This window comes from Vibrio sp. FF266 (genome assembly GCF_041439695.1).
GTDB lineage: Bacteria > Pseudomonadota > Gammaproteobacteria > Enterobacterales > Vibrionaceae > Vibrio > Vibrio tasmaniensis_A.
The window spans coordinates 39,527-53,519 of sequence record NZ_JBGOOO010000020.1 but is presented as its reverse complement, the minus strand read 5'-3'; the positions used below and the strand labels follow the sequence as shown (position 1 = coordinate 53,519).

Sequence of the window (13,993 nt, the reverse complement as noted above, 5' to 3'; positions counted from 1 at the left end):
GATCACAGATCCAGTGAATAAGATCCAAGTTATTCACAATAAATTTGTAAATAATCGGTGGATCCACACATCTTGCCCCTAATTTACTCACACAATGATCCACTTATGCCCGGATCCTTGCTAGTTATCCCCAAATCGAGAATGCGATCTGGTTATGGTTAATAACATCTGGTTATTTATTCTATTGAGCATTTTCCCAGTAACATCCAACCCTATAAATATAAGGAGTTACCAAATGAATAACTGGATTAAGGCTGCAATTGCGGCTATCGCACTCTCTGCTGCTACTGTTCAAGCCGCGACTGAAGTTAAAGTCGGCATGTCTGGTCGCTACTTCCCGTTTACGTTCGTTAAACAAGACCAACTACAAGGTTTTGAAGTGGATTTATGGGATGAGATCGGTAAGCGTAACGATTACAAGGTTGAATACGTAACGGCAAACTTCTCTGGTCTGTTTGGTCTTCTTGAAACGGGTCGTATCGATACCATTTCAAACCAAATTACAATGACGGATGCACGTAAAGCGAAATACCTATTCGCAGACCCATACGTAGTAGACGGTGCACAAATTACCGTTCGTAAAGGTAATGACAGCATTAAGGGTATCGAAGACCTTGATGGCAAGACGGTTGCGGTAAACCTAGGTTCAAACTTTGAACAACTGCTTCGCAGCTACGATAAAGATGGCAAGATCAATGTTAAAACCTACGATACAGGTATTGAGCATGATGTCGCTCTTGGTCGTGCCGATGCATTCGTAATGGATCGCCTATCAGCACTAGAGCTTATCAAGAAGACGGGGCTACCATTACAGCTAGCGGGTCAGCCATTCGAAACCATTGAAAACGCTTGGCCTTTCGTGGACAACGACAACGGTAAAAAACTGCAAGCAGAAGTAAACCAAGCATTAGCAGCAATGCGCGCAGATGGTACGCTAGAAAGTATCTCTCAGAAATGGTTTGGTGCGGACATTACTCAGAAGTAATCACTCACTATCTCCATTCGAGGCCCACTGCTTTACACGGCGGTGGGCTTTTTGCTTTTGTGCACTGATTAAAAGCCTGATAGAACAGTATTTCCAAATAGAACAACACTTCCAATACTAATACGAGATAGATTATGGGATTTGACTTTAATTACATGCTAGAGCTGTTGCCAATACTACTGAAGTATTTAGGCACCACGATGGAGATGGCGACTTGGGGCTTGTTCTTTGCTCTGATCCTGTCTCTGATACTGGCGAATATTCGTGTATTCAAAATCCCAGTACTCGACCAACTGAGCCAGCTGTACATTAGCTTCTTTCGAGGCACACCACTGTTGGTACAGCTTTTCCTCCTTTATTACGGCTTACCACAAGTATTCCCGTGGATGGTTGGGTTGGATGCTTTCAGCGCCGCTGTAATTGGCTTAACCCTGCACTTTGCCGCGTATATGGCAGAAAGTATTCGTGCCGCGATTATCGGTATTGATCGTAGCCAGATGGAAGCCAGCCTCTCAGTCGGTATGACAACCAGTCAAGCGATGCGCCGAGTGATCTTGCCGCAAGCAACCCGCGTAGCACTGCCTTCTTTAATGAACTATTTCATCGACATGATCAAGTCGACTTCACTTGCATTCACCTTAGGTGTAGCCGAAATCATGGCTAAAGCTCAGATGGAAGCTTCTTCAAGTTTCCGCTTCTTCGAGGCTTTCTTAGCAGTCGCGCTGATTTACTGGGGCGTAGTGGTTATCCTCACTCGTATTCAAATTTGGGCCGAAGTGAAACTAAATAAGGCGTATGTACGATGATCAAATTACAAAATATCCACAAGCAGTTTGGTGACACCGAAGTTTTGAAAGGGATCGACCTAGAAATCAAACAAGGTGAGATAATTGTCATCATAGGTTCAAGTGGTACGGGTAAGTCTACCCTGCTGCGTTGTGTGAATTTTCTAGAGCAAGCCGATCAAGGTATTATTTCGATTGATGATATTAAGGTTGATGCTCAGAAACACACCAAAGCAGAGGTGCTTGCACTGCGTCGTAAGACTGGTTTTGTATTCCAAAACTATGCACTATTTGCTCACCAAACCGCGAGACAGAATATAGCTGAAGGTTTGATTACCGTTCGTGGTTGGAAAAAGAAGCAAGCCCATGAAAAAGCACAACAAATACTCGACGACATTGGCTTAGGAGAGAAAGCTGATAGCTACCCAGCCGCGCTCTCTGGTGGCCAGCAGCAACGGGTTGGTATTGGCCGTGCAATGGCTCTACAACCAGAGCTTTTACTGTTTGATGAGCCGACTTCAGCGCTTGATCCTGAATGGGTTGGCGAAGTGCTTAACCTAATGAAAAAACTAGCAAATCAGCATCAAACCATGCTGGTGGTTACTCACGAAATGCAGTTCGCTAGAGAGGTCGCAGACCGAGTGATCTTCATGGCTGATGGCCACATTGTCGAACAGGGATCTCCACAGGATATTTTTGGTAATCCACAGGATCCTAAATTAAAGAAATTCTTAAATAAGGTCGGGATCGAATAAGGATCCTTGTGATTTTAGTTATTCTACGTATAATCCCCCGACCGGAATTTTAGTTAACCCAATCATTGACACTTTTTGTGACAGTGATTACAATTCCGCCTCTTTGTTGAGAGGCGTCGGTTTTCCTTTCTTATATAAAGAAGAGAAAAAATGCCCACGCCGGGTTTAACAAAAACCTAAAACTACTGATCAGTAAGGTAATTACAATGAAACGCACTTTTCAACCTACAGTTCTAAAGCGTAAGCGTACACACGGTTTCCGTGCTCGCATGGCTACTAAGAACGGTCGCGCAACAATCAATGCACGTCGTGCAAAAGGCCGTAAGCGTCTTTCTAAGTAATCTTTGATTATTTTGAATAAGCTAGCCTTCGGTCGGGAGTTACGCTTGTTAACTCCCGAACATTATCAGAATGTCTTCAAGCAAGCTCATCGAGCAGGCTCCCCTCATTTCACCATCATTGCCCGAAATAACTCTCTTTCAAATCCTCGCCTTGGATTAGCCGTTCCGAAAAAGCAGATTAAAACCGCCGTGGGTCGTAATCGATTCAAGCGTCTTACTCGTGAAAGCTTTCGTAACACTCAACACAAACTTCCTAACAAAGATTATGTTGTAATCGCTAAGAAGAGCGCGCAAGATTTAAGCAATGAAGAAATGTTCAAGCTACTCGACAAATTATGGCTTCGCCTGTCTCGCCCTTCGCGTGGATAGCGCTAATACCCATCTATTTTTATAGATGGTTTATTAGTCCACTCATCGGCCCACGCTGCCGATTTACTCCAACCTGCTCTTTATATGCGATAGAAGCGTTGAAAGCTCACGGTTTTGTAAAAGGGTGTTGGTTATCAGGCAAACGTCTATTAAAATGCCATCCTTTGAACGAAGGGGGCTTTGACCCCGTTCCACCAGTCCAAAAACAAGACAGAGATAAATAACGATGGATTCTCAACGTAATATCCTGTTAATCGCATTGGCTTTGGTTTCTTTCCTACTGTTCCAACAATGGAACGTAGCTCAGAACCCAGCTCCACAAGCGGTTGAGCAGGCACAATCTGGCAGCACCCTACCAGCGCCATCTTATGCAGATGATCTAGACCCGGCTCCTGGTCAAGTTGCTTCTGCTAAAACTATCACAGTAACAACTGATGTTCTGACTCTGTCAATTGATACGGTTGGTGGTGATGTCGTTACAGCAAACCTAAACGATTACTCTGCTGAGTTCGATTCTGAAGACACTTTTGTTCTTCTTAAAAACGAGCCTGGTCACCAATTTATCGCTCAAAGCGGTCTAGTGGGTCCTCAAGGTATCGATTTAAGCAGCACTAACCGCCCTAGCTACACGGTTTCAGCAGACAGCTTCACGTTGGCTGAAGGTCAAGATGAACTACGCATCCCAATGACTTACCAAGCGAACGGCCTGGATTACACAAAAACATTCGTCCTTAAGCGCGGCAGCTACGCGATTGACGTTGAATACGATGTAGTCAACAACTCTGGCAATAACGCAACATTCGGCATGTACGCTCACCTACGTCAAAACGTTATGGATGACGGTGGTAGCCTAACAATGCCAACTTACCGTGGTGGTGCTTACTCTACGGAAGATACGCGTTACAAAAAATACAGCTTCGACGACATGCAAGATCGCAACCTTTCTCTTAACCTAGCAAACGGTCAAGGTTGGGCAGCGATGATTCAACACTACTTTGCAAGTGCTTGGATTCCACGCGACGAAGCAGGCAGCAACCTTTACACTCGTGTAATTGGTAACCTTGGCGACATCGGTGTTCGCATGCCGAACAAAACCATCGCTACTGGCGACGAAGCAAGCTTCAAAGCAACGCTTTGGGTTGGTCCTAAACTTCAAGACCAAATGGCTGCTGTTGCACCAAACCTAGACCTAGTAGTTGACTACGGTTGGTTATGGTTCATTGCTAAACCACTTCATACTCTGCTTTCATTTATTCAAGGCATCGTTGTGAACTGGGGTCTGGCAATCATCTGTCTAACTTTCATCGTTCGTGGTGCTATGTACCCACTAACGAAAGCTCAGTACACGTCTATGGCGAAAATGCGTATGCTTCAGCCTAAGCTGACTGCAATGCGTGAGCGTATTGGCGACGACCGTCAACGCATGAGTCAAGAAATGATGGAGCTTTACAAGAAAGAGAAAGTAAACCCACTAGGTGGCTGTTTACCTATCCTTCTTCAAATGCCTATCTTCATTTCGCTATACTGGGCACTAATGGAGTCTGTTGAACTGCGTCACTCACCGTTCTTCGGTTGGATTACTGACCTTTCAGCACAAGACCCATACTACATCTTGCCACTTCTGATGGGTGCTTCAATGTTCCTAATCCAGAAGATGAGCCCGACAACTGTAACGGATCCAATGCAGCAGAAGATCATGACCTTTATGCCGGTTATGTTCACATTCTTCTTCCTGTTCTTCCCTTCAGGTCTGGTTCTTTACTGGCTAGTATCGAACATCGTAACTCTAATTCAGCAAACGCTTATCTACCGCGCACTGGAAAAGAAAGGCTTACATTCTAAGTAAGTTCGATAATAGAAAGAGATAAAGAAAGGCGACCAAAAGGTCGCCTTTTTGTTTTTAGCTGATTACAATTCAGCTAATTGATTAATCGTGAATGCCCTCTTTGGCTTTCACATGCTAGCAGGCACACCTATGACTACAGATACGATTGTTGCTCAAGCGACCGCGCCAGGCCGTGGTGGCGTCGGTATTATCCGCGTTTCCGGCCCATTGGCGACTCAGGTTGCCCTAGAAGTAACAGGAAAAACACTTAAGCCTCGCTACGCTGAGTACCTGCCGTTTAAATCTCACGATGGCATCGAACTCGACCAAGGTATCGCGCTTTTCTTCCCTAACCCACATTCGTTTACTGGCGAAGACGTGTTAGAGCTGCAAGGCCACGGCGGTCCGGTGGTGATGGATATGCTAATCAAACGAATCCTCGCGATCTCAGGCGTGCGTGCTGCGCGTCCAGGTGAGTTTTCAGAGCGTGCCTTCTTAAACGACAAGATGGATTTAACTCAAGCCGAAGCGATTGCTGACCTGATTGACGCAAGCTCAGAAGAAGCGGCGAAATCTGCACTACAATCCCTGCAAGGTGAATTCTCAAAGCGTATTAATACACTGGTAGATTCCCTGATTTACCTAAGAATCTACGTTGAAGCGGCTATCGACTTCCCTGAAGAAGAAATTGATTTCCTTGCTGACGGTAAAGTAAGTGCTGACTTACAGGCTATCATCGACAATCTCGAAGCTGTGCGCCAAGAAGCCAATCAAGGTGCCATCATGCGTGAAGGTATGAAAGTCGTGATTGCAGGTCGCCCAAATGCGGGTAAATCGAGCCTATTAAATGCATTGTCAGGCAAAGAATCTGCCATTGTGACTGATATTGCCGGCACTACGCGTGATGTACTGCGTGAACATATCCATATTGATGGCATGCCACTGCATATTATTGATACCGCAGGCCTACGTGAGGCCTCTGATGAAGTAGAAAAGATAGGTATTGAACGTGCTTGGGAAGAAATAGCTCAGGCAGACCGAGTTTTATTTATGGTTGATGGCACAACAACAGACGCAACCGACCCGAAAGATATCTGGCCAGATTTCGTTGATCGTCTACCAGACAACATCGGAATGACGGTAATTCGTAATAAAGCGGATCAAACCAGTGAAGAGTTAGGCATTTGTCATGTTAACGATCCAACCCTGATTCGCTTATCAGCCAAAACCGGCCAAGGTGTCGATGCTCTGCGTAGTCATCTAAAGGATTGTATGGGCTTTGCTGGTGGTCATGAAGGTGGCTTTATGGCACGTCGTCGTCACTTAGATGCCCTAGAACGTGCATCAGAACACCTAGATATCGGCCAACAGCAGCTTGAAGGCTACATGGCAGGTGAGATTTTAGCGGAAGAACTTCGAATTACTCAGCAGCACCTCAATGAGATCACGGGTGAGTTCAGTTCAGACGATCTTTTAGGTCGCATCTTTTCTTCATTCTGTATTGGTAAATAACCTTAAAAGGCCGGCTCATGCTGGCCTTCTTCTTTAGTAAGGACAGCTTAATGATCCACATTATTACAGGCAGCACCTTAGGTGGTGCAGAGTACGTTGGCGATCACCTTAATGATCTTCTTGAAGAGCAAGGTCATGAAATAACCCTCCATAATCAGCCTGAATACGATGATATCCCCCAACAAGGCTTTTGGTTGTTGGTCACTTCAACTCATGGTGCCGGTGAATTTCCAGATAATATTAAGCCGTTTATCGACGCATTGACCCAGCAATCTCCAGATTTAAGCCAGGTTCGCTTTGCTGTAGTGGCGCTTGGAGATTCGAGCTACGATACCTTCTGTTTGGCAGGTAAATCAGTCCACAGCCAACTAAAAGAGCTCGGTGCTCAAGCGATTTCCGGCTGTTTTACCATCGATGTTCTTGAAACACCGGTCCCAGAAGATGCTGCAGAGGAATGGTTTAACGATCATAGTGACCAGTTTTAACACCCCAATCTTCTAAAAAGCGGCTTATGCCGCTTTTTTTGTCTCTGAAAATCGTGATTGTGAATAACTTTTTTGAAAATAAATCGAAATACATGTCATTTTTTTCAATTTTCTCTGTGGATAAGATCATACATATACGGTGATCAACCTATAGTTATCCAAATAACAACTTTCTAGGTAATTTCCCTTTGTGCATAAGTGGCCATTTTGATCCCAGCTAATCCTCATTATGATCAAAGTTAGATCACACCCTTTGATCCAAAAAAGATCCATGATCTTGTTGATCATTTTCTACTTATCCACAGACACCCTCGATCCTAATAATAGATCTAATAAAAGATCTAATAAAAGATCTTATCTATATTAATTAAAAACAGCTTTTTCGAAAAATTCCAAAAACGTTTTCTCAAGCTATGAAAACAGGTAGAATATCGCTCCTTTTTATCAATCTAGAAACGTTTGAGTACCTGAGGTCGGTTCATGCTTTATCACGAAAAATTTGACGTCATCGTTGTTGGTGGTGGCCATGCAGGAACGGAAGCCGCACTCGCATCTGCACGTACTGGTCAAAGTACGTTATTACTAACTCATAATATCGATACGTTGGGACAGATGTCTTGTAACCCAGCCATTGGCGGGATCGGTAAGGGCCACTTGGTAAAAGAGGTCGATGCTATGGGTGGATTAATGGCGCAAGCTATTGATCATGCAGGTATTCAGTTCAGAACATTAAACGCATCAAAAGGCCCTGCGGTACGTGCAACTCGTGCACAAGCTGACCGCGCACTTTACAAAGCCTTTGTCCGTAATGTTCTTGAAAACACACCAAACCTAACTCTGTTCCAACAGTCGGTTGATGACTTGATCGTTGAACAAGATCAAGTGGTGGGTGTGGTTACGCAAATGGGCCTCAAATTCCGCGCTAATGCTGTGGTCTTAACGGTAGGCACATTCCTAGGCGGTAAGATTCATATTGGTATGGAAAGTTCATCGGGTGGACGTGCGGGTGATCCACCATCGATCGCGCTCGCTGACCGTCTTCGTGATCTTCCATTTCGTGTTGATCGCCTGAAAACGGGTACACCTCCTCGCATCGATGCACGCAGCGTTGATTTTTCTGAGCTTGAGGTTCAACACGGCGATAATCCGACTCCGGTTTTCTCATTCATGGGTAACCGAGCTCAGCAGCCGCGTCAGATTCCATGTTACATCACGCACACTAACGAAAATACGCATGACGTTATTCGTGCCAACCTCGATCGCAGCCCGATGTACGCTGGTGTGATTGAAGGTATTGGCCCTCGTTACTGTCCGTCGATTGAAGACAAAGTGATGCGCTTTGCTGATAAAAACAGTCACCAAATTTTCATTGAGCCTGAAGGCCTAACGACGCACGAGTTATACCCGAATGGTATTTCAACCAGTTTACCGTTTGATGTTCAGGTAAAAATCGTTCACTCAATGAAAGGTTTTGAGAACGCACACATCGTCCGTCCTGGCTACGCGATTGAGTACGACTTCTTTGACCCTCGCGATCTTAAACTGACTTACGAGACCAAGTTTATTAAGGGGTTGTTCTTTGCGGGGCAAATCAATGGCACCACTGGCTACGAAGAAGCTGCAGCACAAGGCTTAATGGCCGGTTTGAATGCGAGTTTGTTTACGCAAGGCAAAGAGGGCTGGAGCCCACGCCGCGATCAAGCTTACATGGGTGTACTTATCGATGACTTGTCGACGATGGGTACTAAAGAACCGTACCGAATGTTTACATCTCGCGCGGAGTACCGCTTGTTGCTTCGTGAAGACAACGCTGATATCCGTTTGACTGAAAAGTCTCGTGAACTTGGCTTGGTCGACGATGCTCGTTGGACGCGATTCAACGAGAAGATGGAAAACATGGAGAAAGAGCGTCAACGTCTTAAAGAAACATGGATTAATCCAAAATCTGAAGATATTGATCAATTGAACCAGATCCTGAAAACACCAATGTCTCGTGAAGCGAGTGGTGAAGATCTTCTTCGTCGTCCTGAAATGACTTATTCACAGCTAACGTCGTTGGATCGTTTTGGTCCTGCACTGGAAGATCAACAAGCGTCTGAGCAAGTTGAGATCCAAGTGAAGTACGATGGCTATATCCAACGTCAACAAGATGAAATTGAAAAATCACTGCGTCATGAAAACACCAAACTGCCGGCTGACATCGATTACAGTAAGGTAAAAGGGCTTTCTAACGAAGTGGTTCTAAAACTAACTACCGCTAAACCAGACTCAATTGGTATTGCATCGCGAATCTCAGGTATCACACCTGCTGCAATTTCAATTCTGTTGGTTTACTTGAAAAAACACGGCCTGTTGAAAAAAGGTGAGGAAGCATAATGAGCGCATTACGCGAAAAACTGGATCACCTGATTGGCCAGACTGAACTTGAAGTATCTGAAAAGCAACGCAGCCAATTGGTTGGCTACGTTGAGTTACTAAACAAGTGGAACAAAGCATACAATCTGACGTCAGTTCGTGATCCGCAAGAAATGATGGTGAAACATATCTTAGATAGCATCATTGTTAGCACTCACTTACAAGGCAAGCGCTTTATTGACGTTGGCACAGGCCCTGGCCTTCCTGGGATTCCGCTCTCAATCATGAATCCTGACTGCGAGTTTTACTTGCTAGACAGCTTGGGTAAGCGTATTCGTTTTATCAAGCAAGTGATTCATGAGCTGGGTATCGACAACGTGGTGCCGATTCAAAGTCGCGTTGAAGAATTTCAACCAGAAGAAAAGTTTGATGCCGTGCTCAGTCGCGCATTTGCATCAATGACAGACATGGTAGAGTGGTGTCATCATTTACCTAAAGAGCAATCCGGTGTATTTTTGGCTCTTAAGGGACAACATCCTAGAGACGAAATCGACCTGTTACCTGAATGGTGTTCAGTGACAGACATTAAAGCTTTGCAAGTGCCAGAGCTTGATGGAGAGCGTCATCTAGTTACTTTATCGCGTCAGGGATAATCAGCGAGGCCATAGTGGGTAAAATCGTAGCAATTGCCAACCAGAAGGGTGGCGTAGGAAAAACAACAACTTGCATTAACTTGGCAGCATCAATGGCGGCAACAAAGCGCAAGATATTGGTTGTTGACCTCGATCCTCAAGGTAATGCCACGATGGCGAGCGGTGTTGACAAGTATCAGGTTGAAGCAACTGCTTACGATTTGTTGGTTGAAGACACCCCATTTGATGAGGTAGTTTGCCGAAGTACATCTGGCAACTATGACCTTATCGCCGCAAATGGTGATGTTACAGCGGCAGAAATCAAATTGATGGAAGTGTTTGCTCGTGAAGTTCGCCTAAAGAACGCGTTGGCATCCATTCGTAATAACTATGATTTCATCTTTATCGATTGCCCACCGTCATTAAATCTTCTTACAATTAATGCGATGGCTGCGGCCGATTCCGTATTGGTTCCTATGCAATGTGAATACTTTGCTCTGGAAGGTTTGACTGCGTTGATGGATACCATTAGCAAGCTCGCTGCGGTGGTAAATGAGAACCTGAAGATTGAAGGTCTTCTGCGTACTATGTACGATCCTCGTAACCGCTTATCGAACGAAGTATCTGATCAACTCAAAAAGCACTTCGGTAGCAAAGTCTATCGAACTGTGATCCCTAGAAATGTGCGTCTGGCAGAAGCGCCGAGTCATGGCAAGCCAGCAATGTACTACGACAAATATTCTGCAGGAGCTAAGGCATATCTTGCTCTTGCTGGCGAAATGTTACGTCGTGAAGAAGTCCCAGTATAGGTCCAACCAAAGGAATTCGCTCAATGTCTAAGCGTGGTTTAGGAAAGGGGCTAGATGCATTGCTTGCAACTAGCTCATTAGCTCGTGAAAAGCAGCAAGTTGCTTCTTATAGTCAGGCGTTGTCGGCTGATGGTGAGCTTATCGAATTGGCTGTTGGTTGCTTAAAGCCAGGTGTATATCAACCGCGTAAGGATATTGCGCCGGAAGCGCTAGAAGAGCTGGCAGCATCAATCCAATCTCAAGGTATTATTCAGCCAATCGTTGTACGCCCCTTAGCACACGACCAGTTTGAGATTATTGCTGGCGAACGTCGTTGGAGAGCTGCTCGTCAAGCTGGCCTTAAGCAAGTGCCATGTCTAATTAAGAGAGTCGAAGACAAGGCCGCGATTGCGATGGCATTGATCGAGAACATTCAGCGTGAAGACTTGAATGCTATCGAAGAAGCACAAGCGTTAGAGCGCTTGCAGAACGAATTTGAGCTGACACATCAACAAGTTGCTGAAGTGATCGGTAAATCGAGAGCAACGGTTAGTAACTTATTACGTCTAAATCAGCTCGAAAATGAAGTAAAAGGTTTAGTTTCCAACAAACACCTGGAAATGGGGCATGCTAGAGCATTGCTTGCGCTCGAAGGCGATACCCAGGTTGAGGCAGCAAACACTGCGGCAACCAAAAAAATGACCGTGCGTCAAACTGAGCAGCTTGTTAAAAAGTGCTTAAAGCCAGACGTTGAATCAGAATCGAAGCAAGAAGACACTGAAGCTATCGAACTTTCACGAAGACTCACGGAAAAATTGCAAGCAAACGTTTCAGTTACTCGTTCTGTTAGTGGGAAGTCAAAAGTGACAATTACTCTTGATGAGCCTCACAAATTAGATCAACTTATTGCTAAATTAGAGTACTAAGTGAGATAATTGATTTAGGTCAATTATGTAATGAACAAGTGATTTCGTACAAAAGTTGTCGGTTTGTATACAAAAATGTAAATGATTGCTGCATTCTTATTGCAATCAATTTGGCTGAACGTATAATTTTCGCCAATTTATCAGCACGCTTTTAAGCGAGTATCAAAGTAGGCTTAAAAGAGGAACGAATACATGGTAGCGGCGTTAGCAAGACCAGGACGAGTGCTTGCAAAGCAAATGTTATTGATCGAGCTTAGCGCGGTTATATTAGTGGCGATAGGGTTAGGTTTAGCTGTTAATCCTGATTGGGGTTTTGCTGCATTAATCGGTGGCGGTATTTTTGTCATCGCGAATGTAGTTTTTTGTGTGTGTGCTTTTCTATTTTGTGGAGCTCGCGCAACTAAGTTAGTTGCGGCGTCGTTCTATGCAGGTGAAGCGCTCAAAATCTTAATCACAGTTCTACTATTCTCTATCGTCTACATGTATATGCAGGTGGAATTAATTCCCCTCAAACTGACCTATTTACTGGTTCTAGGTATTAATATCTTTGCGCCAGTGCTTTTCATTAACAATAAAAAATAGGATGAGTTATGGCTGCGCCAACAGCATCCGGATACATTGAACACCATTTACAAAACCTTTCTTTAGCTAAGTTTGGTCTTGTAGAGGAGACAAGTTTCTGGAACGTACATATAGACAGTCTGTTTTTTTCGGTGTTGACAGGGATGTTATTCCTTTGGGTTTTTCGCTCAGTCGCTAAGAAAGCAACAGTAGGTGTACCTGGTAAGCTTCAGTGTTTTGTTGAAATGGTAGTGGAATTCGTTGGTGACAACGTTAAAGAAACTTTCCATGGCCGCAACCCTCTGATTGCCCCACTAGCACTGACTATATTCTGCTGGATTATCATTATGAACTTGATGGACTTAGTGCCTATCGATTTCTTACCATATCCTGCAGAGCATTGGCTAGGTATCCCTTACTTGAAAGTGGTTCCTACAGCTGATGTTAATATAACAATGGCAATGGCTTTAGGTGTTTTTGCTCTGATGATCTACTACAGCATCAAAGTGAAAGGTCTAGGCGGATTTGCTAAAGAATTGGCACTGCATCCATTTAATCACCCAATCATGATTCCATTTAACTTGGTACTTGAGGTAATTTCGTTATTAGCGAAGCCACTATCTCTAGGTATGCGTTTATTTGGTAATATGTTTGCGGGTGAGGTGGTGTTTATTCTTATCGCGGCAATGCTACCGTGGTACTTACAATGGGTAGGTGCACTACCTTGGGCTATCTTCCATATCTTGGTTATTTTGATTCAAGCGTTTGTTTTCATGATGTTGACAATCGTTTACTTATCAATGGCTCATGAAGATAGTGATCACTAAAAAATTTTTAAGCTTTATTCTAACTATTAATGTTAATCGGAGAACGTAAATGGAAACTGTACTAAGTTTTTCAGCAATCGCTGTTGCTATCATTGTTGGTCTTTGTGCCGTAGGTACTGCAATTGGTTTTGCTATTCTTGGTGGTAAATTCCTAGAAGGCGCTGCGCGTCAACCTGAAATGGCTCCAATGCTACAAGTTAAGATGTTCATCATCGCTGGTCTATTGGATGCTGTTCCAATGATCGGTATCGTAATCGCACTACTATTCACGTTTGCTAACCCATTTGTTGGTCAACTAGCAGGCTAATTAACTTCTAAATAGTTAATTAAATTTTTGTAGTTGATTCTTAACGAGGGGTAGCTGTTGTGAATATGAACGCAACTCTGCTAGGTCAAGCAATTGCTTTTTCACTGTTTGTTTGGTTCTGCATGAAATATGTATGGCCACCAATCATGCAAGCAATTGAAGAACGTCAGAAAAAAATTGCTGACGGTCTGGTAGCCGCTGAACGCGCTGCTAAAGACTTGAACCTGGCACAAGCCAACGCTTCTGAGCAAATGAAAGAAGCAAAGCGCACTGCAACTGAGGTTATTGATCAGGCAAACAAACGTAAAGCTCAAATTATTGATGAAGCACGCGAAGAGGCTCAGGCAGAACGCCAGAAGATCTTAGCGCAAGCTGAAGCAGAAATTGAAGCAGAGCGTACACGTGCCCGTGATGACCTGCGCAAACAAGTCGCAACTCTGGCTATAGCTGGTGCTGAGAAAATCCTTGAACGTACAATCGATAAAGATGTACACGATGATCTTCTTAACAACATTACTGCAAAACTTTAAAGCAAGGGGC

At 44.3% G+C, this 13,993-nt stretch carries 17 protein-coding genes; all 17 read left to right on the top strand.

Annotated features, from left to right (window positions below):
• Positions 1-235 precede the first annotated feature (235 nt).
• A complete protein-coding gene (locus ACED59_RS15380; protein WP_029223762.1) occupies positions 236-985 on the top strand; it encodes an amino acid ABC transporter substrate-binding protein in 750 nt (249 codons plus the stop codon).
• 134 nt (positions 986-1,119) lie between these two features.
• Positions 1,120-1,791, top strand: a complete 672-nt coding sequence (locus tag ACED59_RS15375; protein WP_009848134.1) for an amino acid ABC transporter permease — start codon at positions 1,120-1,122, stop codon at positions 1,789-1,791.
• On the top strand, positions 1,788-2,525 hold the full coding sequence (locus ACED59_RS15370; RefSeq protein ID WP_009848133.1) for an amino acid ABC transporter ATP-binding protein: 738 nt from the start codon (positions 1,788-1,790) through the stop codon (positions 2,523-2,525). The genes ACED59_RS15375 and ACED59_RS15370 overlap by 4 nt, the downstream gene beginning before the upstream one ends.
• 206 nt (positions 2,526-2,731) lie before the next feature.
• Positions 2,732-2,866 carry a 50S ribosomal protein L34 gene (gene rpmH, locus ACED59_RS15365; protein WP_004735800.1) on the top strand — a complete coding sequence of 45 codons (135 nt, stop codon included), beginning with the start codon at positions 2,732-2,734 and terminating at the stop codon, positions 2,864-2,866.
• A 45-nt stretch (positions 2,867-2,911) separates the two neighbouring features.
• Positions 2,912-3,235: a ribonuclease P protein component gene (gene rnpA / locus ACED59_RS15360; protein WP_029223763.1), complete on the top strand. Its 324-nt coding sequence runs from the start codon at positions 2,912-2,914 to the stop codon at positions 3,233-3,235.
• The gene (gene yidD, locus ACED59_RS15355) at positions 3,202-3,459 is read left to right on the top strand and encodes a membrane protein insertion efficiency factor YidD (RefSeq protein ID WP_004735802.1); all 258 of its coding nucleotides are present in this window, start codon (positions 3,202-3,204) and stop codon (positions 3,457-3,459) included. The genes rnpA and yidD overlap by 34 nt, the downstream gene beginning before the upstream one ends.
• Before the next feature lie 2 nt (positions 3,460-3,461).
• The gene (yidC, locus tag ACED59_RS15350) at positions 3,462-5,081 is read left to right on the top strand and encodes a membrane protein insertase YidC (protein ID WP_009848131.1); all 1,620 of its coding nucleotides are present in this window, start codon (positions 3,462-3,464) and stop codon (positions 5,079-5,081) included.
• Positions 5,082-5,210: 129 nt separating this feature from the next.
• Positions 5,211-6,572 (top strand): tRNA uridine-5-carboxymethylaminomethyl(34) synthesis GTPase MnmE, encoded by a 1,362-nt coding sequence (gene mnmE, locus ACED59_RS15345; protein WP_029222947.1) that lies wholly within the window; start codon positions 5,211-5,213, stop codon positions 6,570-6,572.
• A gap of 50 nt (positions 6,573-6,622) precedes the next feature.
• Complete coding sequence (gene mioC / locus ACED59_RS15340) at positions 6,623-7,057, top strand: FMN-binding protein MioC (protein ID WP_009848129.1); 435 nt, start codon at positions 6,623-6,625, stop codon at positions 7,055-7,057.
• Positions 7,058-7,537: 480 nt separating this feature from the next.
• On the top strand, positions 7,538-9,433 hold the full coding sequence (gene mnmG, locus ACED59_RS15335; protein ID WP_012605106.1) for a tRNA uridine-5-carboxymethylaminomethyl(34) synthesis enzyme MnmG: 1,896 nt from the start codon (positions 7,538-7,540) through the stop codon (positions 9,431-9,433).
• Entirely contained in the window at positions 9,433-10,065 is a 633-nt protein-coding gene (gene rsmG / locus ACED59_RS15330; RefSeq protein ID WP_009848127.1) for a 16S rRNA (guanine(527)-N(7))-methyltransferase RsmG, read from the top strand. The genes mnmG and rsmG overlap by 1 nt, the downstream gene beginning before the upstream one ends.
• 14 nt (positions 10,066-10,079) lie before the next feature.
• Complete coding sequence (locus ACED59_RS15325) at positions 10,080-10,853, top strand: ParA family protein (RefSeq protein WP_009848126.1); 774 nt, start codon at positions 10,080-10,082, stop codon at positions 10,851-10,853.
• A 23-nt stretch (positions 10,854-10,876) separates the two neighbouring features.
• Positions 10,877-11,758: a ParB/RepB/Spo0J family partition protein gene (locus tag ACED59_RS15320; RefSeq protein WP_012605105.1), complete on the top strand. Its 882-nt coding sequence runs from the start codon at positions 10,877-10,879 to the stop codon at positions 11,756-11,758.
• Positions 11,759-11,950: 192 nt separating this feature from the next.
• On the top strand, positions 11,951-12,340 hold the full coding sequence (locus ACED59_RS15315; protein ID WP_008221392.1) for a F0F1 ATP synthase subunit I: 390 nt from the start codon (positions 11,951-11,953) through the stop codon (positions 12,338-12,340).
• Positions 12,341-12,348: 8 nt separating this feature from the next.
• A complete protein-coding gene (gene atpB, locus ACED59_RS15310; RefSeq protein WP_009848124.1) occupies positions 12,349-13,146 on the top strand; it encodes a F0F1 ATP synthase subunit A in 798 nt (265 codons plus the stop codon).
• Between the two features lie 49 nt (positions 13,147-13,195).
• A complete protein-coding gene (atpE, locus tag ACED59_RS15305) occupies positions 13,196-13,453 on the top strand; it encodes a F0F1 ATP synthase subunit C (protein WP_004411110.1) in 258 nt (85 codons plus the stop codon).
• Between the two features lie 59 nt (positions 13,454-13,512).
• A complete protein-coding gene (gene atpF, locus ACED59_RS15300; RefSeq protein ID WP_010433231.1) occupies positions 13,513-13,983 on the top strand; it encodes a F0F1 ATP synthase subunit B in 471 nt (156 codons plus the stop codon).
• Positions 13,984-13,993 lie beyond the last annotated feature (10 nt).